This is a genomic window from Streptomyces sp. SID5910 (assembly GCF_009862125.1).
GTDB lineage: Bacteria > Actinomycetota > Actinomycetes > Streptomycetales > Streptomycetaceae > Streptomyces.
The window spans coordinates 1-21,155 of record NZ_WWHX01000142.1 but is presented as its reverse complement, the minus strand read 5'-3'; the positions used below and the strand labels follow the sequence as shown (position 1 = coordinate 21,155).

Below are 21,155 nucleotides of genomic sequence, written 5' to 3'. Positions count from 1 at the left end.
GAGCGGAGGGCCAAGGGTTATCCGCATGGATGACGCTGCCGGCCGGGCAGCCGACAGCCGTGGGCCGCTCCGACGCCGCGGCCGCATCCCGTGCTCCGACCGGGCGGGGATGCGGCAGGCCGCCGGGGTGGACCCACCTCGGGTGCGGAAGGGGCTGTTCGCGGTGACCGTAGCGGTTCGGCAGGGCGGCGGGGGAGGCTCCAGCGGCCTCTACGACGTGCTGGAACTGATCCTCGACCGGGGCCTGGTGATCGATGCTTTCATCCGGGTCTCCCTGGTCGGCATCGAGATACTGAAGATCGACGTGCGTGTCGTGGTCGCCAGTGTCGACACCTACCTGCGCTTCGCCGAGGCCTGTAACCGTCTCGACCTGGAGGCGGGACCGCGCAAGCCCGTCGGACTGGCCGAACTGCCGGGCCGCATGAAGGAGTCGGGAGCCCACGGCGTCTCCAAGGGCCTCCTGTCCGGAGCCGCCGAAACGATCTCCGACGCCTTCCAGCAGGCCCGTGGGGAGAGGAAGGGACGGTAGCGGCACGCCGCGCCCGGTGACCGCGGCTCCGGCAGCGGTCTAGCGAGTCCGGCGCGGCAGGCGTACGACCTGGACGAAGAAGTCGTCGATCTGCCGTACCGCCGCGATGAACTGGTCCAGGTCCACCGGCTTGGTGACGTACGCGTTCGCGTGGAGCTTGTAGCTGCGCAGGATGTCCTCCTCCGCCGCCGAGGTGGTCAGGACGACGACCGGGATGTCGCTGAGGTCGGCGTCGGACTTGATCCGCTCCAGGACCTGGCGCCCGTCGTACTTGGGCAGGTTGAGGTCGAGGAGGATGAGGTCCGGGCGCGGGGCGTCGGTGTGCTCGCCGCGCCGGTAGAGGAAGTCGAGGGCCTCCTCGCCGTCACGGGCGACGTGGAGCGTGTTGCCGATCTTGTTGTCCTCGAACGCCTCACGCGTCATGAGCTCGTCGCCCGGGTCGTCCTCGACGAGGAGGACGTCGATCGGGGTGGCGTCGGGAGTCGTCATGTCAGGGCCTTTTCGTCGGTGCGGCCGTCGACGCCGTCGGAACTGTCGTCGACGGACGTCAGGGTGAAGCAGATGCGGGTTCCGCCGGTGTGGGCGGTGTCGATCCAGATGCGACCGCCGTGGTACTCGACGATCTTCTTGCACAGTGCCAGACCGATGCCGGTTCCGCCGTAGGCGTCGCGGCTGTGCAGTCGCTGGAAGATGACGAAGACCTTCTCGGCGAACTCCTCGGGCACTCCGATGCCGTTGTCGGTGACGGACAGCTGCCAGGTGCCGGGGTTGTCCGCGTCCTCCTCGCAGCCGATCCGGATGTGCGGGGCACGGTCGGGGTGGCGGAACTTGACGGCGTTGCCGACCAGGTTCTGCCAGAGCATGGTCAGCAGCGTCGGATCGCCGACGACCTGGGGCAGCTTCTCGGGGCGTTCGACCTGCGCGCCAGCCTCGGTGAGCCCGGTGTCCAGGTTGGTCAGCGCCTTGTCGAGGGGCTTGTCGAGGGCGACGGGCTCGCGGGCGTCGTTGAGGCGGCCGACGCGGGAGAAGGTGAGCAGGTCGTTGATGAGGACCTGCATGCGCTTGGCCCCGTCGACGGCGAAGTCGATGTACTGGCGGCCGCGGTCGTCCACCTTGTCGCTGTACCGCTTCTCCAGGAGCTGGCAGAAGGAGGCGACCTTCCGCAGCGGTTCCTGGAGGTCGTGCGAGGCGACGTAGGCGAACTGCTCCAGTTCCGCGTTGGAACGGCGCAGTTCGACGGCCTGCGCGTCCAGGTCGGCGGCCTGCCGGACGAGTACGTCCTGCTGCTCGCGGGAGGCCGCCAGCTCGGTCACGATCCGCTGCCGCATGGCCTCGACGTCGCCCGCCACGGCGGTGAGGTCGGCCGGCCCCTCGGCGGGGATGGCGTGATCGAACTCGCCGAGCGCCACCCTCCGGGAGGCCGCGCGCAGCGCCTGGAGGGGCCGGGTCACCAGCAGGCGCACCACGATCGCCAGGGCCACACCGGCCAGCAGGAAGGCTCCCACCACGACGCCGAAGGTCGCGTTGCGCAGCGTGCGGGCGTCGTCCAGCTCGGCCTTGCGGTCGGCGACGGCGTCGGCGAGGTCGGCGTTCTGCTTGGCCCACCCGCCGCGCATCGCGTCGAAGACCTCTTTGCCCCGGTCGGCGGTCTTCTGGTCGACGGTCCGCGGCTCGCCGGGGGTGACCGCGGTCACGAGGGGGCTCGCGTAGGTGCGACGCCAGTCCGCCGCCTGCTGCTGGACCTGCTCCAGGTCCGCCAGCAGGGCCGGCTGGTCCCCGATGAGCTCGCGCAGCCGGTCGGCGGCCCGCGCCTCGTCCTTCGTGCCCTGCGTGTAGGGGGCGAGGAACTGGCGGTCGGCGGCGATGGCGTAGCCGCGCACGCCGGTCTCCTGGTTGACCAGGGCGGCCTGGAGCCGGTACGCCTCGGTCTGGGCCGGCTGGACCTGGTCGGTCAGCTGGTCGGTGACGTCCGTGGTCCGCCCCTGCACCCGGGCCCCCACCACGGAGCCGACCACCACGAGGAGGACCATCAGGGCCAGCACCAGGTGGAACCAGCCCGGCACCGTCAGCCGGCGGGTGCCTCGCGGCCTCCGCATCGTGTCACCCACTGTGTTCGTCTCCGCCTTCGTTCTCGTTCGCTTCGCCCGTGTTCCACCGCAGGTGCAGCACGGCGACGTCGTCGTCCAGTCCGCCCTGCTCCTCGGCGAGGTCCTCGGCCCGGTGGATCAGCCCGTCGACGAACGCCTCCGGCGCCAGCCCGGCCACCTCCTTCGCGAGCCGCAGCAGCCCGTCCTCGCCGAGCCGCTCCCGGCCCTGCCCGATGTAGCCCTCGAAGAGGCCGTCGGTGAACAGGACCAGCGCGGCGCCGGCCGGAAGGGGAAGTTCCTGGACGGGCCAGTGGGCCAGTCCGGGCACCACGCCGAGCGCCGGCCCGCCGGCGACCTCGACCCAGCGCACCTCCGCGTCGTCGGTGCGCAGCAGCAGCCCCGGATGTCCGGCGCGCATCATCCGCACGCACGACGCGCCCGGCGGCAGGCTGAGGCTGGTCAGCGTGGCGAAGACCTCGACGCGGGCGCGCTCGGCGACGAGGATCTCCTCCAGCCGGGCCAGCTGCTCCGGCCCCGTCACGCCGCTGAGCACCAGGGTGCGCCAGGCGATGCGCAGGGCCACGCCGAGGGCGGCCTCGTCCGGGCCGTGGCCCGACACGTCGCCGATGACGGCGTGCACGGTGCCGTCGGGGCTCTGGACGATGTCGTAGAAGTCACCGCCGAGCAGGGCCTGGGCACGTCCGGGCCGGTAGCGGGCCACGATGTCGACGCCGTTGCTCCGCAGCAGCGGGCGGGGGAGCAGGCCGCGCTCCAGCCGGGCGTTCTCCTGGGCCTGCATCTGGCTGGCCTGGAGGGCCACGGCCGCCTGCTCGGCCTGCTTGCGCTGGATCGCGTACCGCACCGCCCGGCCGAACAGCTCGGGCTCCACGCGGCCCTTCACCAGGTAGTCCTGCGCGCCGGCCGCCACGGCGGCGAGGCCGGTGTCGTCCTCGGCCATGCCCGTGAGCACGACCACGGCGACCTGCTCGGTCAGGGAGTGGACCATGGACACGGCCTCCAGGCCGTGCGCGTCCGGCAGATGCAGGTCGAGCAGGACGCAGTCGGGGGCCTCGACGGCCAGCACCTCGCGCGCCTCGGCCATCGACCGGACCCACCGCAGGCGCATCTTCAGCGCGCTGTCGGCGACCAGTTCCTCGACGAGCAGAGCGTCACCGGCGTCGTCCTCGATGAGGAGCACGGACGGCTCCCGCCACTGCCAGGCTGCCGCGACCTCCCCCTCGGATGTGGTCATGCCGGTAGCCCAAGGCTGTACCGCCGCCACCCTGCCTCCGTCTTCCCGCCCCGTCGTTCACTTGGTCAGGCTCTGGGCGACGACGGTGGGCTCATCCCACCTACAGCTCGTCCGACCATCCCACCAGCCCTTACAAAATGTACACAATGCTGGTCACCTGCTGCGCCACATGTGTCTCACGCAACGTCCGGGGGCCGTCGTGTATTTCGGGGAACTCCGCCGGTTCCCGGCGGGGACGCCGGAGAATGTGAGGGTCGCACTCACCTATGAGGGGGAACGGTATGGAGCCAGGGGAACTCCGCCGCGCGGTCGAGGCAGGACGGGAGACCGCTTCGGCGGCGGGCCTTCAGGCCGATGACGCGCTCGTCATTCACAACTCGGACCGCGTCGCGCTGCGCCTGCTCCCTTGCGATGTCCTGGCCCGGGTCGCACCTGCGGGGCACCTGGCCGATTCCGCGTTCGAAGTCGAGGTCGCGCGCCGTCTCGCCGACGTCGGCGCGCCGGTGGCCGAGCTGGAGCCCCGGGTCGAGCCCCGGGTCCAGGTGCGTGACGCCTTCGCCGTCTCGTTCTGGACCTACTACGAACCGGTGGCATCGGAGATCGCCCCGGCCGACTACGCGGACGTACTTGCGCGCCACCATGGCGCCCTGCGCCAGATCGATGATCTGGACGCCCCCCATTTCACCGACCGAGTCGCCGTGGCCCTCGGAGAGGTCACCGACCGCGCCCGGTCCCCGGAGCTGTCCGACGCCGACCGGAGACTCCTCAGCGACACCCTCGGTGGACTGAGCGCCGCGGCAAGCGCTGACCGGACCGGCGACCAGCTGCTGCACGGCGAGCCTCACCCGGGCAACCTCCTGAACACGAGGAGAGGGCCGCTCTTCATCGACCTGGCCACCTGCTGCCGCGGGCCGATCGAGTTCGACCTCGCGCACGCTCCCGAGGACGTGGCAGAGCACTATGCGGGTGCCGACCACGACCTGGTCAACCGGTGCCGCGCGCTGAACTGGGCGATGTTCTCCGCCTGGCGCTGGCGTCGGGACGACCAGATGCCCGACCGGGACCACTGGAGGGCGGACGGCCTCAACCGGGTGCGTGCCGCACTCGAGCGCTGCGCGATCAGTCCTTGACGCGGTGGAGCTGTATCTCCCGATTGACGAAGAGGTGCACGTAACCGCAGCGCCAGCAGATCAGCCCGGTGGCGGTCTCGTCCGCCCAGGCCAGATTGAACAACTCGCCGCCCGTGCTGTTGAGTTTCACGCCCCGTTCGCGGAAGCGATCGCTCTCGCAGACCTGACACGTGATCCACATCTCTCCCAATGAGGCCCGCACCGCTTTAGCCATTCCGTCCCTTTCGCTGTCCCCGGCACCCCGTCGCCGCTGCTCGGCTCACGTTTTGATGATCGTCGTGCACCCCGCCCGTCCGGGAGGCATTTGAGCAAGAACTGAGCACGGAGGATGTCGCGGCAGACCGGCCCCGCACGTCGCCGGGCGGCTCACCTGCGACTCCGTTCCTGTTCACGAGTGCGGACGGGCGGCGTATGAGTTCCGTCAAGAAGCTCCGCGAAGCCGTATGAGACCCGTCAACGGACCCCCCGATCCGGTCGCGGAGGCGGTTTCCTCTACTCGTCCGTACCAACCGCACCTCACTCCAGGAGTTCGCGATGGCCGATCTGGCCTTCGTCGTCACCGTGCTCGCGGGTTTCGCGCTGGTGGCCCTCGTCGCCCGGGGGGTGACGAAGCTGTGACCGCCGAGAACGTCGTCGGCCTGGTCGTGGCCGTCTCCCTGCTGGGCTATCTCGTCCTCGCCCTGATTTTCCCGGAGAGGTTCTGAGCGCCGACATGGGTCCCGTACTCGCCGGAGTGCTCCAGCTGCTCGCGCTGACCGGCACACTGGCACTCGTCCACATCCCCTTGGGCAACCACATGGCCAAGGTCTACTCCTCCGGCCGGCACTGGCGCGTCGAGAAGCGGATCTACAAGGTCATCGGTGCCGATCCCGACACCGAGATGACCTGGACCGCGTATCTGCGCGCGGTCCTCGCCTTCTCGGCGATCGGTGTCCTCCTCCTCTACGCCCTCCAGCGCCTGCAAGGCGTGCTGCCCGGCTCGCTCGGTTTCGCGTCGATCGACCCGGACCAGGCGTTCAACACCGCTGTGTCGTTCGTGACGAACACCAACTGGCAGTCGTACTACGGCGAGCAGGCCATGGGGCACGTCGTGCAGACCGCCGGTCTGGCCGTGCAGAACTTCGTCTCCGCGGCCGTCGGCATGGCCGTCGCGGTGGCCCTGGTGCGCGGCTTCGCGCGGTCCCGCTCCGGTGAGCTGGGCAACTTCTGGTCGGACCTGGTACGCGGTGTCGTGCGCGTCCTGATACCGCTGGCGTTCGTCGCCGCGCTCGTGCTGGTGGCGTGCGGTGTCATCCAGAACTTCTCCGGCATCCACGAGGTCGGGCAGTTCACGGGCGGCCCGCAGCAGTGGAACGGCGGCGCGGTCGCCTCCCAGGAGGCCATCAAGGAACTGGGCACCAACGGCGGCGGCTACTTCAACGCGAACTCCGCCCACCCCTACGAGAACCCCACCCCGTTCTCCAACCTGTTCGAGATCTTCCTCATCCTGGTGATCCCGTTCTCCCTGACCCGCACCTTCGGCGTCATGGCCGGCTCGGTGCGGCAGGGCTACGCGATCCTCGCCACGATGGCCACCATCTGGCTCGGCTTCGTCTCCCTGATGATGTGGACCGAGTTCTCCCACCACGGCCCGGCCTTCGAGCTCGCGGGCGGGGCGATGGAGGGCAAGGAGGTCCGGTTCGGCGTCGGCGGCTCCTCGATCTTCGCCGTGTCGACCACGCTCACCTCCACCGGCGCGGTGGACTCCTTCCACTCCTCGTTCACGGGTCTCGGCGGCGGCATCACCCTGCTCGGCATGATGCTGGGCGAGATCGCACCCGGCGGCGTGGGCTCCGGCCTCTACGGCATGCTGATCATGGCGGTCATCGCGGTGTTCATCGCCGGCCTGATGGTCGGCCGCACCCCCGAGTACCTGGGCAAGAAGATCGGGACCCGCCAGATCAAGCTGGCCGCCCTGTACATCCTCGTCACCCCGGCGCTCGTGCTGGTCTTCACCGTGCTCGCGATGGCGCTGCCGACCCCGCCCCACTCCATGACCAACAGCGGCGCCCACGGCTTCTCCGAGATCCTCTACGCCTACACGTCCGCCTCGAACAACAACGGCTCGGCCTTCGCCGGCCTGAACGCGGACACCCAGTGGTTCAACACCACGCTCGGTGTGTGCATGCTCCTCGGCCGGTTCGTGCCGATGGTGTTCGTGCTGGCCCTGGCCGGCTCGCTCGCAGGGCAGCAACCCGTCCCCGCCACCGCGGGCACCCTGCGCACCGAGAATCCCCTGTTCACGGGCCTGCTCGTGGGCGCTGTGCTCGTCATCACCGGTCTCACGTACTTCCCCGCCCTCGCCCTGGGCCCGCTCGCCGAAGGGCTGGCGTGATGACCACCCGTACAGAGAAACCAGAGGGCTCCATGTCCACCGCCACTCCCACTCGGGCCCCGCACAGCGACCTGTCCTCCGGACACAAGCCCGCCGAGGGCCGTGTCGGCGCCGGCCTCTTCGATCCGAAGCAACTGCTCAAGTCGCTGCCGGACGCCTTCCGCAAGCTCGACCCGCGGGTGATGGTCAAGTCCCCCGTGATGTTCGTGGTGTGGGTCGGCTCCGTGCTGACCACGATCTTCTCCTTCACGGACCCGGGCGACTGGTTCGGCTGGGTGATCAGCGCCTGGCTGTGGCTGACAGTGATCTTCGCCAACCTCGCGGAGGCGGTCGCCGAGGGCCGCGGCAAGGCGCAGGCGGACACGCTGCGCAAGGCCAAGACCGACACCGTCGCCCGCCGGCTGCGGCCCGACGGCACCGAGGAGTCCGCGCCCGGCACCGAGCTGCGGATCGGTGACCTGGTGGTCTGCGAGGCCGGTGACGTCATCCCCGGCGACGGTGACGTCGTCGAGGGCGTCGCCTCGGTCGACGAGTCGGCGATCACCGGCGAGTCGGCGCCGGTCATCCGCGAGTCCGGCGGCGACCGCTCGGCGGTCACCGGCGGCACGAAGGTCCTCTCCGACCGCATCGTCATCAAGATCACGACGAAGCCCGGCGAGACCTTCATCGACCGGATGATCAGCCTGGTCGAGGGCGCGGCCCGGCAGAAGACGCCCAACGAGACGGCGCTGAACATCCTCCTGGCCTCGCTGACGATCGTCTTCCTGCTGGCCTGCGCCACGCTGCCGCCGCTCGCGGACTACGCCGGCACGCACCTGACGATGGTCGTGCTGGTCGCCCTGCTGGTCTGCCTGATCCCGACGACGATCGGCGCCCTGCTCTCCGCGATCGGCATCGCCGGCATGGACCGCCTGGTCCAGCGCAACGTCCTCGCCATGTCCGGCCGGGCGGTCGAGGCCGCCGGTGACGTCTCCACGCTGCTGCTCGACAAGACCGGCACCATCACCCTCGGCAACCGGCAGGCCGCCGAGTTCGTGCCGGTGAGCGGCACCACCGAGGCCGAGGTCGCCGACGCCGCCCAGTTGTCGTCGCTGGCCGACGAGACGCCGGAGGGCCGCTCCGTCGTCGTCCTCGCGAAGCAGCGGTACGGGCTGCGCGAGCGGCATCGGGGCGAGCTGGCCGGCGCCGAGTGGACCGCCTTCACGGCCCAGACCCGGATGTCGGGCGTGGACGTCGACGGCCGCGAGGTCCGCAAGGGCGCGGCCGGTTCGGTCATCGCCTGGGTCGAGCAGCGGGGAGGCATGGTGGCCGAGGACACGGAGCGGATCGCCGACCGGATCTCCGAGGCGGGTGGCACGCCGCTGCTGGTCGCGGCCGACGACGGGCGGGGCGCCCGCGTCCTGGGCGTCGTCCACCTCAAGGACGTCGTCAAGGAGGGCATGCGGGAGCGGTTCGCTGAACTCCGCCGCATGGGCGTCAGAACCGTCATGATCACGGGTGACAACCCGCGGACCGCCAAGGCCATCGCCGAGGAGGCCGGCGTGGACGACTTCCTCGCCGAGGCCACCCCCGAGGACAAGATGGCCCTGATCAGGCGGGAGCAGACCGGCGGCAAGCTGGTCGCGATGACCGGTGACGGCACCAACGACGCGCCCGCGCTCGCCCAGGCGGACGTCGGCGTGGCCATGAACACCGGCACGTCGGCCGCCAAGGAGGCCGGCAACATGGTCGACCTCGACTCCGACCCGACCAAGCTCATAGAGATCGTGGAGATCGGCAAGCAACTGCTGATCACGCGCGGCGCCCTGACCACGTTCTCCATCGCCAACGACGTCGCCAAGTACTTCGCGATCATCCCGGCGCTGTTCGCGGCCGTCTACCCGGGCCTGGACAAGCTCAACGTCATGCAGCTGTCCTCGCCGGACTCCGCGATCCTGTCCGCAGTGATCTTCAACGCGCTGATCATCATCGCGCTGGTGCCGCTGTCCCTCAGAGGCGTGCGGTACCGGCCGGTCAGCGCCGACAGGATGCTCCGCCGCAACCTCACCGTGTACGGCCTCGGCGGGCTGGTCGCGCCCTTCGCCGGCATCAAGCTCATCGACCTGCTCATCTCCCTCGTCCCCGGAATCGGCTGATCGCCATGAACAACTCAGTGACCAATACCGCCCGGTTGCTCGGAGCCGGCCTGCGCGCCCTCCTCGTGCTGACCCTGGTGACGGGCGTCGCCTACCCGCTCGTCGTCACGGGCCTCGCACAGGGACTGTTCGGCGACAAGGCGAACGGCTCGCAGATCACGTCCGACGGCAGGGTCGCCGGCTCTTCCCTGATCGGCCAGGCGTACCACCTGCCGCTCAAGAAGGGCGAGGAGACGCCGGCCGCCGACCTGAAGTGGTTCCAGGGCCGCCCGCAGAACGGCCTCGGCACCAACAGCGTCAACACGCAGTACAGGCTCATCCTGTCCGGCGCGACCAACCGGTCCGGCGACAACGACGAACTGATCCGGTGGGTGAAGGCTGCCAAAGCCGCCGTGGTGAAGGACAACTCCGTCCCCGGCTACACGGTCGAGTCGTCCGAGGTGCCCGCCGACGCGGTCACGTCCTCCGGCTCCGGCCTCGACCCGCACATCTCCCCGCAGTACGCCGGCCTCCAGGTCCACCGGGTCGCCGTGAGGAACGGCCTGCCCGTCACCGAGGTCCGGGCGCTGGTCGACGACCACACCGAAGGCCGTACCCTCGGCTTCATGGGTGAGTCCCGGGTCAATGTGCTCGACCTCAACATCGCCCTCAAGGAACTCGTGGCGAAGAGCCGATGACGGCAGGTGTGCCCGGCGGGAGCCGACGGCAGGCGGCAGTGCCCGCCTCCGCCGGCTTCCGCCACCACGACATCGGCCACTCCGCTCCCGACGCCCACCGCCCGACGTACGACAGGAGAGGCGACCCGCACATGACCCGGGTGCTCGTGGTGGAGGACAACCCGCAGCTCGTTCGGGCCCTCGTGATCAACTTGCAGGCACGTCACTACGGCGTGGACGCCGCCCCCGACGGGGCCACCGCCCTGCGGCTCGCCGCCGCACGCCAGCCCGACGTCGTACTGCTCGACCTCGGCCTGCCCGACATGGACGGCGTCGACGTCATCAAGAGCCTGCGGGGCTGGACCCGGGCACCGATCCTGGTCCTGTCCGCCCGCCAGTCGTCCGGCGAGAAGGTGTCCGCGCTGGACGCGGGCGCGGACGACTACATCACCAAACCGTTCAGCATGGACGAGCTGCTGGCCCGGCTGCGCGCCGCCGTGCGCCGCACCGAGGACCTTCCGCTCACCCCGGAGACGACACTCGTCGAGACGGACGGCTTCGCCATCGACCTGCTCGCCAAGAAGGTCGTCCGGGACGGGCGCGACGTGCGGCTCACCCCCACCGAGTGGCACCTGCTGGAGATCCTGGTCACCCATCCGGGCCGGCTCGTCGCCCAGAAGCACCTCCTCCAGGAGGTCTGGGGCATCTCCCAGAGCAGCAAGACCAACTACCTGCGCGTCTACATGGCCCAGCTGCGGCGCAAACTGGAGAAGGACCCCTCCCACCCCCGCTATCTGATCACCGAGCCCGGCATGGGCTATCGCTTCGAGGCCTGACCGAGGGACGACATGGCACGCGGCAAGCTCCGCATCCACCTCGGCGCCGCACCCGGCGTCGGCAAGACGTACGCGATGCTGTCGGAGGCGCACCGCCGCATCGAGCGCGGCACCGACTGCGTGGTCGCCTTCGTGGAGCACCACGGCAGGCCGCGCACCGAGGTGATGCTGCACGGCCTGGAGCAGGTGCCGCGCCGGGAGATCGACCACCGGGGCACCACCTTCACCGAGATGGACGTGGACGCCGTACTGCTGCGCGCCCCGGCCGTCGCCCTGGTCGACGAACTCGCCCACACCAACGTGCCCGGGTCACGCAACGCCAAGCGGTGGCAGGACGTGGAGGAACTGCTCGCCGCGGGCATCGACGTGATCTCGACCGTCAACATCCAGCACCTGGAGTCGCTGGGCGACGTGGTCGAGTCGATCACCGGGGTGCGCCAGCGCGAGACCGTCCCCGACGAGATGGTGCGGCGCGCCGACCAGATCGAGCTGGTCGACATGTCGCCTCAGGCGCTGCGCCGCCGCATGGCGCACGGCAACATCTACCGGCCCGACAAGGTCGACGCGGCCCTGTCCAACTACTTCCGCCCCGGCAACCTCACTGCCCTGCGCGAGCTGGCCCTGCTGTGGGTGGCCGACCGCGTCGACGAGTACCTGACCGAGTACCGCAGCGAGCACCGGGTGTCGAGGATCTGGGGCTCCCGGGAGAGGATCGTGGTCGGTCTGACCGGCGGCCCGGAGGGGCGCACCCTGATCCGGCGGGCGGCGCGGCTGGCCGAGAAGGGCGCGGGCGGTGAGGTCATGGCCGTCTACATCTCCCGCAGCGACGGCCTGACCGCCGCCTCACCGAAGGAACTGGCCCTTCAGCGCACCCTGGTCGAGGATCTGGGCGGCACCTTCCACCACGTCGTCGGCGACGACATACCGGCCGCTCTGCTCGACTTCGCCCGGGGAGCGAACGCCACCCAGATCGTCCTCGGCGTCTCCCGCCGCAGAAGCTGGCAGTACGTCTTCGGACCGGGCGTCGGGGCCACCGTGGCCCGCGACTCCGGCCCCGACCTCGACGTCCACCTCATCACGCACCAGGAGGCGGGCAAGGGCCGCGGACTGCCGGTGGCGCGCGGAGCACGCCTCGGACGGTCCCGCGTCGTCGCGGGCTGGCTCGTGGGTGTACTGGGCCCCGTCCTGTTCACCTGGCTGCTGACGGCCGCCGTCCCGAACCTCGGCCTGGCCAACGACATGCTGCTGCTCCTGTCGCTCACGGTGGCGGCGGCCCTGCTGGGCGGTCTCCTCCCGGCGCTGGCGTCCGCGGTGGCGGGCTCCCTGCTCCTCAACTGGTACTTCACCCCGCCCACCCACACCCTCACCATCGCCGACCCGAAGAACATCGTCGGCATCGCCGTCTTCGTCGGGGTCGCCGTGGCCGTCGCCTCGGTGGTGGACGTCGCGGCCCGCCGCACCCATCAGGCGGCGCGGCTGCGGGCCGAGTCGGAGATCCTCTCCTTCCTCGCCGGCCATGTGCTGCGCGGCGAGACGAGCCTCGACGCCCTGCTGGAACGGGTCCGCGAGACCTTCGCGATGGAGTCGGTGGCGCTGCTGGAGCGTGAGAGCGACGTCGCGCCCTGGACCTGCGCCGGCAGCGTCGGCCCGCGCCCCTGCGTCGTCCCCGACGAGGCGGACGTCGACGTCCCGGTCGGTGATCACATGGCCCTGGCCCTGTCCGGCCGGGTCCTGCCGGCCGAGGACCGCCGGGTGCTGGCCGCCTTCGCCGCACAGGCGGCGGTGGTCGTGGACCGCAGACGCCTCCAGCACGAGGCCGACCAGGCCAAGGAACTCGCCGAGGGCAACCGCATCCGCACCGCCCTGCTCGCCGCCGTCAGCCACGACCTGCGCACCCCGCTCGCGGGCATCAAGGCGGCGGTCACCTCCCTGCGCTCCGACGACGTCGAGTGGTCCGAGGAGGACCGGGCGGAGCTGCTGGCGGCCATCGAGGACGGCGCCGACCGCCTCGACCACCTCGTCGGCAACCTGCTCGACATGTCCCGCCTCCAGACCGGCACCGTCACCCCGCTCATCCGCGAGACCGACCTGGACGAGGTGATCCCGATGGCACTGGGCGGCGTCCCCGAGGACAGCGTGGACCTGGACGTGCCGGAGACCCTGCCCATGGTGGACGTCGACCGTGGCCTGCTGGAACGGTCGGTCGCCAACGTGGTCGAGAACGCGGTGAAGTACAGCCCGCCGGGGGAGCGCGTCCTGGTCTCCGCGAGCGCCCTGGCCGACCGGGTGGAGATCCGGGTCGTCGACCGCGGCCCCGGCGTCCCGGACGAGGCCAAGTCCCGCATCTTCGAACCCTTCCAGCGCTACGGCGACGCCCCGCGCGGCAACGGCGTCGGCCTCGGCCTCGCGGTCGCCCGCGGCTTCGGCGAGGCCATCGGCGGCAGCCTGCACGCCGAGGACACACCCGGTGGAGGCCTGACCATGGTGCTCACCGTACGAACGGCGTCGCAGCGGCGTGGGGAGCGGCCGGAGCGGCCGGACCTGTCGACGGCGACGACCTGAGGCCGGAGCCGCCGGCTCCCAACGGGTGAATCCGGCCCCTCGCCCACCGGCGGCCGACGGAACAGCGGGAAGGTCACCTGCACACCAGCAACCGACGGTCACGGAGCGTCCCCATGCCGAAGTTCCTCATCCAGGCCACCTACACCGCCGAGGGCTCCAAGGGCCTCCTCAAGGACGGCGGGAGCGGCCGACGCGCCGCCGTCGACCAGGTCGTCACCGGCCTCGGCGGGAAGGTCGAGGCCATGTACTTCACCTTCGGGGAGGACGACACGATGATCATCGTCGACTTCCCCGACGCCGTCTCCATGGCCGCCGTCAGCCTCGCGGTCAAGGCCACCGGCGGCCTGCGGACCCGGGCGACGCCGCTCCTCACCGTCGAGGACATCGACGAGGCCGCCCGTCGAGAGGTCGGCTTCCGCGCCCCTGGTGGGTGAAGCCACGGAGACGTACGCGCCGTACGTGTGCTCGATGCGGAGCGTCCACCGACCACGCCGGGGAATAGCCTCAAAGGGCCGAGCCGCCTCGGTCCGGGCAGGGATGGTCGTCGGAGCGACGGTACCGGGGAGTGACGATGTGGCTGAACGTGTCGAGCGAAGCACTGCCCGCCGAGGAACGCTTCCCCTTCTGGGCCGACTTGCTCTGCCGTGAACTGGCCCCTCTCACCCTGAGCAGCGCGAAGGCCGACGCCGACTTCCCCGCGAGCGTGGGCCTGCTCGATCTCGGGACGGCGCGGCTGGCCGCGTTCGACAGCCCCCCGGCGCGCCTGAAGCGCACCGGGGCCGACATACGGAGGGCGGATCCGGACACGTACCAGCTGACCTTCGTCCGTGGCGCCCCCCTGTGGGTGAGCCAGCGCCGTCAGGACTCGGGGCTGGTGTGCGGCGACATGGTGCTGTGGGACAGCTGGCACCCGTTCGAGGGCGCGGTGCCCGACCACGGCCGTCACACACAGGCACACATCCTCCAACTGCCCCGCGAGCGAGTCCCGCTCCCGCTCCACAAGCTCGACCGGCTCCTCGCCCGGCCCCTGTCGGCCCGCACCGGTCTGGGAGCGATCCTCGCCCGGTTCGTGACGACACTGGACACCTACGGCCCCGACTGCGAACCGGGCGCGCTCGGCCGGCTGGGGGAGACGGTGCTCGACCTCGCGGGCGCCTGCCTCGCGGAGCACATCGGAGCGTACGGCGACCTCCCGGCCGAGTCCCGCCGGCAGGCTCTGCTGGCCCGCGTGACCACCTTCATCGAGCACAACCTCGGTGACCCGGACCTGAGTCCGGCGGCCATAGCGGCCCACCACCACATCTCCGTGCGTACCCTGCACACCCTCTTCCGGGACGAAGGAGAGACCGTCGCGGCCTCGATACGCCGGCGCCGGCTGGAACGCTGCCACGCCGACCTCACCGATCCCCGGCTGCGACGCCGTTCCATCGGCGCGATCGCGGCACGATGGGGGTTCCTGCGCCCGGCAGACTTCAGCAGGGCCTTCCGTGCGAGATACGGCGTGCCGCCGAGAGAGCTGCGGCAGACGGCACTGCGTGGTGCGCCGGATACGCGACGGGCTGCGCTGAACGACAAGTAACCGCACACGCAAGGCCAATTCACGGCCGCCCCTGAACGCCACGATGTACGGGACGGGGGGGAAGGCAGGGCTCGGCCTCGCGGGCGGAGCCCTGCCTCGTCTTATCTCCCGTCGTCATGGCCGATCACTCACGGCACACCGGTCAGGCACCGCCGGCCACACGGCCGGGGACTGTCGTGGTGTGCCCGAGCAGGGGAGACGGACGCCTATGAACGTCAGAGCAACCAGGGCCAGAGGGACGGTGGCAGCACTGTCCGGGCTTGCCATCGCCTTCGGAGGAGTAGCAGCGTCGGCTCCTACGGCCGCGGCCGCGCCCGCCGCCGCGAGTCCCGCGCCGGGGACCTATCAGGTGGGTGTCTACCCGGCCCCGTTGTGCGCCGCCTACGGCCAGTACTACCAGGCCTACTTCGCGACGCAGGGCCGCAGGGCGTACCCCCGGTGCATCTACGTGGGAGGCGAGTTCCCCTTGCTCCAGTACGTCCTGCTGGTGACTCTCGTCAACTGATCAGGTGCTCTTCGTGCGGGCGTAGTGGCGCTGTGCCTTCGCCCGGTTGCCGCAGCCAGCCATCGAGCACCAGCGGCGGGTGCCGTTCTTGGACACGTCGTAGAAGTGCAGGATGCACTCGGGGTTGCCGCAGGCCCGGATCCGCTCGGGCCGCTCGCCGAGCAGCCGCAGATAGTCCCGGGCCGCCTGCCAGGCGGGCAGCCAGGAGGGGGCGTCGACCTCGGTGAAGGTGGCCGGTCCGTCGGCGGTCAGGCGATGACCCGTCCGGCCGTGGGCGAGGACGGAGTTGAGGGCCTCGACGGCGCCAGGACCGGGTTGCCGCGGGCTCGCGATCGCCTCGTCGAGGGCGGCGCGGGCCCGGAGCAGCCGCTGGAGGGTTTCCTCCTCCACCGGGACCGGTGCGCTGTCGAGGGCCTGGCGCACCAGCGGGCTGCCGAGCCAGATCGCCAGCCCGTCGAGCGAGTCGAGCAGGTCGTGGCGGCCCGAGGCGTCGATCCAGCGGGTGTTGAGCAGGTCGATGCCGAGGGGTTCGTCGGTCAGCGGGCGAGGGTCGGCGTCCGGGGTCGGCGGCACGGTGCGGGGTCCTTCCTTCGCGGTGGTGGCGGGGAGCACGCAGCCACCATAACCGGTCATCCACTGATCACCGGTTGACGCCTCACGAATCTAACCCCTAAAGTTGCTTTCACCAGTTACGAGATCGTCTCGTGACGATGAGTGAAGGCATGTGATGGACCATGGCTGAGGCGAAGACCCTGCAAACCGGCCACGTGGGGCTGAACGTCACCGACGTCGACCGCTCGCTCGCCTTCTACCGAGCCGTCTTCGGCTTCGAAGTGATGGCCGAGGGCAAGGAGGACGACCGTCGCTGGGCGTTCCTCGGCCGCGACAACCGGATGTTCGTGGCGCTGTGGCAGCAGAGCGCCGGCTCGTTCCCCACCGACCGGCCGGGCCTGCACCACCTGTCGTTCCAGGTGGAGACCATCGACGAGGTCAAGGCCACCGAAGAGGTGCTGCGCCGCCTGGGAGCCGAGTTCAGCTACGACGGCGTCGTGCCCCTCGACCAGCTCGGTCCCCACCGCCCCGTCCTGAGCTGGTGTCTGTTCGCGCTGGCCCTCGCGGTCGTGGCCGTCCTGCTGCTGCGGCAGATCCGCCATGTCCTCACCGGCCGCCCGGACACCCACCCAGGCGTGGTCATCCCGCTGCTGATCCTGCTCTCCGTGCACGTCTTCGCCGCGACCTACTACACCCTGGCCAAACAGCCCGGCGAGTTCACCGGCCTGCGCACCCGCGTCGACTCGATGTACTTCACCGTCGTCACCCTCGCCACCGTCGGCTACGGCGACATCACCCCGCAGGGCCAGACCGCGCGGATCGTCGCCATCCTCCAGATCCTCTACAGCTTCGTCTTCCTCACCGCCGCCGGCACGGCACTGGGCCAGCAGCTGCGTTCCCGGGTGGGCCGGCACACCGGCGACCAGGCACCTCCCCCTCCGCCGCGGGCGTGAGGAGATCTTCGCCACGTCGCGCGAGAACGGCGCCGCCGTACGACGGCGCACCGGCGCGGAATGCCGCCGCGGCCGGCGGCCCCGCGGAAAGGCCCGCTTGTCACCACCCTCGTGGGCGCACTACTGTCGCCACGCCTTGGTGAACGGGAAATCCGGTGAAGTACCGGTGCGGCCCTCGCCACTGTGATCGGGAAGTCCGGCTCCAGCCCCTCGCGGGCAGCCACTGGGTCCTCACGGACCCGGGAAGGCGGAGTTCGGGCGGTGGTACCCGTCAGCCAGGAGACCGGCCAAGGCGCGTCGTCCATCCACGAGGTGCTGGAGAGGGTCTGCTGAGCCATGCACATAGCCGAGGGCTTTCTGCCTCCGGCGCACGCGATCGCCTGGGGTGTCGCGTCCGCGCCGTTCGTCGTCCACGGAGTACGGTCACTCACCCGTGAGGTCAGGGAACATCCCGAGAGCACGCTGCTGCTCGGGGCGTCCGGTGCCTTCACGTTCGTGCTGTCGGCCCTGAAACTGCCCTCCGTCACCGGGAGTTGTTCGCATCCCACCGGGACCGGTCTGGGCGCCATCCTGTTCCGGCCGCCCATCATGGCGGTGCTGGGCACGATCACCCTGCTCTTCCAGGCGCTGCTGCTCGCCCACGGCGGTCTGACCACGCTCGGCGCCAACGCCTTCTCGATGGCGATCGCCGGGCCCTGGGCCGGGTACGGCACCTACCGCCTGCTGCGCCGGTACGGGGCGCCGCTGATGGTCACGGTGTTCTTCGCGGCGTTCGTCGCCGACCTGTCCACGTACTGCGTCACCAGCGTGCAGCTGGCGCTGGCCTTCCCCGACCCGAGCAGCGGATTCCTGGGCGCGCTCGGCAAGTTCGGGTCCATCTTCGCCGTCACGCAGATCCCGCTCGCGGTGAGCGAGGGCCTGCTCACGGTGGTCGTGATGCGGCTGCTGGTGCAGTCCAGCAAGGGCGAGCTGACCCGGCTGGGCGTGCTGCCGGCCGCCACCGGCGCGCGCGAGGAGGCGGTCGTCCGATGAAGCGCAACACGAGGATCAACGCGCTGCTGCTGCTCGCCGTGGCCGCCCTCGCGGTGCTGCCGCTGGTGCTCGGCCTCGGCGACCACAAGGAGGAGCCGTTCGCCGGGGCCGACGCCGAGGCGGAGACGGCGATCACGGAGATCGAACCGGACTACGAGCCGTGGTTCTCGCCGCTGTACGAGCCGCCGTCCGGGGAGATCGAGTCCGCGCTGTTCGCCCTCCAGGCGGCACTCGGCGCGGGCGTGCTGGCCTACTACTTCGGGCTGCGCCGGGGCCGCAGGCAGGGCGAGGAGCGGGCGGCGGCCCGGACCGCACGGCAGGACGCGCACGTGCCCGAAGGGGACTGAGTGCTGCCGATCGACGCGGCGGCGCACAGCAGCCGGTGGCGTCACCGGCACCCCGTGGACAAGGCCGTGCTCGGGCTGGGTCTGACCGTGCTGGCGATCTCGCTGCCGCCCTGGCCGGGCGCGGCGCTGGTGCTGCTCGCGGCGCTGGTGGTGCTGCTCGGCCCGGCGGGTGTGCCCGGGCGCCGGCTGTGGCGGGCGTACCGGGTGCCGTTGGGGTTCTGTGTGACCGGCGCGCTGCCGCTGCTGGTGCGGGTCGGGGGCCCGGGCGGCTTCGTGGGCGCGGCGGACGGCGGTGCGGTGCGCGCCGGGGAGCTGCTGCTGCGTACGTCGGCGGCGTCGCTCGGGGTGCTGCTGTTCGCGTTCACCACGCCGATGTCCGACCTGCTGCCCCGGCTGGTGCGGGCCGGGGTGCCGGCGCCGGTGGTGGACGTGGCGCTGGTGACGTACCGCATGAGTTTCCTGCTGCTCGACTCCGTGCGCCGGATCCGCGAGGCGCAGGCCGCGCGGCTCGGGCACACCACCCGGGCCGCGGCGTGGCGTTCGCTCGGCGGGCTCGGCGCCACCGCGTTCGTGCGGGCCTTCGACCGGGCGACGCGGCTTCAGGCGGGCCTCGCCGGGCGCGGCTACGACGGCACGCTGCGCGTCCTGGTGCCCGAGGCCCGGGTCTCCGTGCCCTTCACGGCGGCGAGCGTCACGCTGCTGGCGGCGCTGGCCGCCCTCACCTTCGTCCTGGAAAGGCCCCTGTCGTGAACGAGCCCGCCGAACCGGCCCTGGTCGCCCTGCGGGGCGCGTCGTTCGGGTACGAGGAGGGGCCGTTGGTGCTGAGCGGCCTGGACTTCGCGGTGCGCGAGGGGCGCGCGCTGGCGCTGCTGGGCCGCAACGGCAGCGGCAAGACGACGCTGATGCGGCTGCTCAGCGGCGGACTGCGGCCGGGCGCCGGGCAGTTGACGGTGGACGGGCGGCCGGTGACGTACGACCGGGCGGGGCTGACGCGGCTGCGGACCACCGTGCAGTTGGTGGTGCAGGACCCGGACGACCAGCTGTTCGCGGCGTCCGTCGCCCAGGACGTGTCGTTCGGGCCGCTGAACCTCGGGCTGCCCGCCGCGAGGTGGGCGACGAGGTCGTCGAGGTGGGTGAGGAGCTCCTCGGGCGGCAGGTCCACGTCGGCGAGGGTGCGTACGGCCGTGCACAGGCGGCCCATGGTCGCGGAGGACGGGATGCCGTGGCCGACGACGTCTCCGACGACCAGGGCGACCCGGCTGCCGGAGAGCGGGATCACGTCGAACCAGTCGCCGCCGATGCCGGCCGCCGAGCCGGAGGGCAGATAGCGGTGGGCCACCTCGACGGCCGACTGGCCGGGCAGGCCCTTGGGCAGGAGGCTGTGCTGGAGGGCGAGCGCGGTGGTGCGCTCGCGGGCGAAGCGGCGGGCGTTGTCGACGCAGACGGCGGCCCGGCTGGCCAGTTCCTCGGCCAGGGCGATGTCGTCGGGGGCGAACGGGCCGCGGGGGGTGACGCGCATGGCCGTCGCGACGCCCATGGTGGTGCCGCGGGCCCGCAGCGGCACCGCCAGGGTGGAGCTGACGCGGTCGCGGAAGGGGCGGTTGGCGGGGACCAGCTCGTTGCGCAGCCGCATCCACCCGTCGAAGTCGGGGTCGCCCGGGCCGGTGAGGACCGGCCGTCCCTCCCTCAGCGCCCGCGCGGGTGCGGAACAGGGCGGGTAGACGTCGGTGTCCCCCGGCCGCACGGACGGGTCCGGCAGGCCGGTGGCGGCGGATTCGTGGGCGACCCGGCGCAGCACGACGTCCTCGGCCGGCACCGCGAGCGGTTCCTCCGCGCCGAGGACCCAGTCGAGCAGGTCGACGCTGGCGAAGTCGGTGAAGCGGGGCACGAGGATGTCGATCAGTTCCTCGGCGGTGCGCACCACGTCCAGGGTGGTGCCGATCGTGGTCGCGGCCTCGTTCAGCAGCGCCAGCCGGTGCCGGGTGCGGTGCTGCTCCGTGGTCTCGAACCCCGCCACGCCCACGGCGGTCACGTCGCCGGACGCGTCGCGCAGCGGCCACATCTCGATGGTCCAGGCGTGTTCGCCGAGCCGGGAGCCGGCGGGCGTCATGGCCTCGTAGCGTGTGGACCGGCCGGTGTCGGCGACCTGTCTCAGATGCCGCCGGAATCGCGATCCGTCAGCGCCGGTCTCCTCCATGACCTCCGGCAGCCCGCGTCCGATCAGGTCCTCCTCCGGCACGCCCAGCATGCGCTGCGCCGTGTCGTTGGCCCGCAGACAGCGCTGCCGGACGTCGTGGACGGACATCGCCAGGGACGACTGCCGGAAGTTCTCGCCGGTCAGCCGGAGGGCCGGCTCGTCGGGCGGCGCGACGGTCACCGCGTACCCGTCCGGGGTGCCGGCCGCGCCCAGCAGGGGGCAGCCGCGCAGGGACAGGGCCACGGTGGAGCCGTCGCGGTGGCGGAGCACCACCGTGCCGGACAGCTCGGTCAGGGCTTCGGGCGGCACCCGCCGGGCGAGCAGGTCCCGCGCGGGGCGCCCCACGACCGCCTCGGCCGGGTGGCCGGTCAGCCGTCGGGCGCCGTCGCTCCACCCGGTCAGTGTGCCGCGGGCGTCCAGGGTCGCCAC

At 71.3% G+C, this 21,155-nt stretch carries 20 protein-coding genes, 3 pseudogenes and 1 riboswitch; of the genes and pseudogenes, 17 read left to right on the top strand and 6 right to left on the bottom strand.

Going from position 1 to position 21,155, the window contains the following annotated elements:
• The first annotated feature begins 163 nt into the window (after window positions 1–163).
• A complete protein-coding gene (gene gvpJ, locus GTW67_RS05265) occupies window positions 164–529 on the top strand; it encodes a gas vesicle protein GvpJ (RefSeq protein ID WP_161163621.1) in 366 nt (121 codons plus the stop codon).
• A 39-nt stretch (window positions 530–568) separates the two neighbouring features.
• Here gvpJ and GTW67_RS05260 read toward each other — a convergent pair whose 3' ends face one another.
• From GTW67_RS05260 to GTW67_RS05250, 3 genes are read right to left on the bottom strand one after another with little or no spacing between them, the layout of a single operon-like run.
• Entirely contained in the window at window positions 569–1,018 is a 450-nt protein-coding gene (locus GTW67_RS05260; protein WP_161163620.1) for a response regulator, read from the bottom strand.
• Window positions 1,015–2,625, bottom strand: a complete 1,611-nt coding sequence (locus tag GTW67_RS05255; RefSeq protein ID WP_161163619.1) for a sensor histidine kinase — start codon at window positions 2,623–2,625, stop codon at window positions 1,015–1,017. Before GTW67_RS05255 ends, GTW67_RS05260 begins: the two co-directional genes overlap by 4 nt.
• Window positions 2,626–2,629: 4 nt before the next feature.
• Complete coding sequence (locus GTW67_RS05250; protein ID WP_161163618.1) at window positions 2,630–3,868, bottom strand: PP2C family protein-serine/threonine phosphatase; 1,239 nt, start codon at window positions 3,866–3,868, stop codon at window positions 2,630–2,632.
• A 281-nt stretch (window positions 3,869–4,149) separates the two neighbouring features.
• On the opposite strand from GTW67_RS05250, the gene GTW67_RS05245 reads away from it, so the two are divergent.
• Window positions 4,150–4,998: an aminoglycoside phosphotransferase family protein gene (locus GTW67_RS05245; protein WP_161163617.1), complete on the top strand. Its 849-nt coding sequence runs from the start codon at window positions 4,150–4,152 to the stop codon at window positions 4,996–4,998.
• Here GTW67_RS05245 and GTW67_RS05240 read toward each other — a convergent pair.
• The gene (locus GTW67_RS05240; protein WP_237518674.1) at window positions 4,988–5,179 is read right to left on the bottom strand and encodes a hypothetical protein; all 192 of its coding nucleotides are present in this window, start codon (window positions 5,177–5,179) and stop codon (window positions 4,988–4,990) included. The genes GTW67_RS05245 and GTW67_RS05240 overlap by 11 nt on opposite strands.
• Window positions 5,180–5,612: 433 nt before the next feature.
• Between GTW67_RS05240 and kdpF the strand changes: the two genes are divergently transcribed.
• From kdpF to GTW67_RS05195, 9 genes are all read left to right on the top strand, one after another.
• Window positions 5,613–5,702: a K(+)-transporting ATPase subunit F gene (kdpF, locus tag GTW67_RS05235; RefSeq protein ID WP_037672136.1), complete on the top strand. Its 90-nt coding sequence runs from the start codon at window positions 5,613–5,615 to the stop codon at window positions 5,700–5,702.
• An 8-nt stretch (window positions 5,703–5,710) separates the two neighbouring features.
• A complete protein-coding gene (gene kdpA, locus GTW67_RS05230; RefSeq protein WP_161163615.1) occupies window positions 5,711–7,372 on the top strand; it encodes a potassium-transporting ATPase subunit KdpA in 1,662 nt (553 codons plus the stop codon).
• Between the two features lie 32 nt (window positions 7,373–7,404).
• Entirely contained in the window at window positions 7,405–9,507 is a 2,103-nt protein-coding gene (gene kdpB, locus GTW67_RS05225; RefSeq protein WP_161163614.1) for a potassium-transporting ATPase subunit KdpB, read from the top strand.
• 5 nt (window positions 9,508–9,512) lie between these two features.
• Entirely contained in the window at window positions 9,513–10,184 is a 672-nt protein-coding gene (locus GTW67_RS05220) for a potassium-transporting ATPase subunit C (protein ID WP_161163613.1), read from the top strand.
• Window positions 10,185–10,315: 131 nt separating this feature from the next.
• Window positions 10,316–10,999 carry a response regulator gene (locus GTW67_RS05215; RefSeq protein ID WP_161163628.1) on the top strand — a complete coding sequence of 228 codons (684 nt, stop codon included), beginning with the start codon at window positions 10,316–10,318 and terminating at the stop codon, window positions 10,997–10,999.
• Window positions 11,000–11,011: 12 nt separating this feature from the next.
• Window positions 11,012–13,561 (top strand): sensor histidine kinase, encoded by a 2,550-nt coding sequence (locus tag GTW67_RS05210; protein WP_161163612.1) that lies wholly within the window; start codon window positions 11,012–11,014, stop codon window positions 13,559–13,561.
• Window positions 13,562–13,674: 113 nt separating this feature from the next.
• The gene (locus GTW67_RS05205; protein WP_161163611.1) at window positions 13,675–13,995 is read left to right on the top strand and encodes a GYD domain-containing protein; all 321 of its coding nucleotides are present in this window, start codon (window positions 13,675–13,677) and stop codon (window positions 13,993–13,995) included.
• A 137-nt stretch (window positions 13,996–14,132) separates the two neighbouring features.
• Window positions 14,133–15,140: a helix-turn-helix domain-containing protein gene (locus GTW67_RS05200; RefSeq protein ID WP_237518673.1), complete on the top strand. Its 1,008-nt coding sequence runs from the start codon at window positions 14,133–14,135 to the stop codon at window positions 15,138–15,140.
• 349 nt (window positions 15,141–15,489) lie between these two features.
• Window positions 15,490–15,645, top strand: a complete 156-nt coding sequence (locus GTW67_RS05195) for a hypothetical protein (protein WP_161162994.1) — start codon at window positions 15,490–15,492, stop codon at window positions 15,643–15,645.
• Here the strand turns inward: GTW67_RS05195 and GTW67_RS05190 are convergent, their stop codons facing one another.
• On the bottom strand, window positions 15,646–16,218 hold the full coding sequence (locus tag GTW67_RS05190) for a CGNR zinc finger domain-containing protein (protein ID WP_346010532.1): 573 nt from the start codon (window positions 16,216–16,218) through the stop codon (window positions 15,646–15,648).
• Between the two features lie 161 nt (window positions 16,219–16,379).
• On the opposite strand from GTW67_RS05190, the pseudogene GTW67_RS37465 reads away from it, so the two are divergent.
• The 6 genes and pseudogenes from GTW67_RS37465 to GTW67_RS37455 all read left to right on the top strand — a co-directional run.
• A pseudogene (locus GTW67_RS37465) lies at window positions 16,380–16,700 on the top strand (VOC family protein); the annotation flags it as partial.
• Window positions 16,695–17,150 (top strand): potassium channel family protein, encoded by a 456-nt coding sequence (locus tag GTW67_RS37460; RefSeq protein WP_346010563.1) that lies wholly within the window; start codon window positions 16,695–16,697, stop codon window positions 17,148–17,150. The pseudogene GTW67_RS37465 and the gene GTW67_RS37460, both read left to right, overlap by 6 nt.
• Window positions 17,151–17,270: 120 nt before the next feature.
• Window positions 17,271–17,456, top strand: a riboswitch (cobalamin riboswitch).
• 30 nt (window positions 17,457–17,486) lie between these two features.
• Window positions 17,487–18,182 carry an energy-coupling factor ABC transporter permease gene (locus GTW67_RS05180; protein WP_161163609.1) on the top strand — a complete coding sequence of 232 codons (696 nt, stop codon included), beginning with the start codon at window positions 17,487–17,489 and terminating at the stop codon, window positions 18,180–18,182.
• Window positions 18,179–18,529 (top strand): energy-coupling factor ABC transporter substrate-binding protein, encoded by a 351-nt coding sequence (locus GTW67_RS05175; protein ID WP_161163608.1) that lies wholly within the window; start codon window positions 18,179–18,181, stop codon window positions 18,527–18,529. The genes GTW67_RS05180 and GTW67_RS05175 overlap by 4 nt, the downstream gene beginning before the upstream one ends.
• Window positions 18,530–19,279 carry a cobalt ECF transporter T component CbiQ gene (cbiQ, locus tag GTW67_RS05170; RefSeq protein WP_161163607.1) on the top strand — a complete coding sequence of 250 codons (750 nt, stop codon included), beginning with the start codon at window positions 18,530–18,532 and terminating at the stop codon, window positions 19,277–19,279.
• Window positions 19,276–19,635, top strand: a pseudogene (locus tag GTW67_RS37455) (ATP-binding cassette domain-containing protein); the annotation flags it as partial. The gene cbiQ and the pseudogene GTW67_RS37455, both read left to right, overlap by 4 nt.
• Here GTW67_RS37455 and GTW67_RS05165 read toward each other — a convergent pair.
• Window positions 19,629–21,155 (bottom strand): annotated as a pseudogene (locus GTW67_RS05165) (SpoIIE family protein phosphatase); the annotation flags it as partial. The pseudogenes GTW67_RS37455 and GTW67_RS05165 overlap by 7 nt on opposite strands.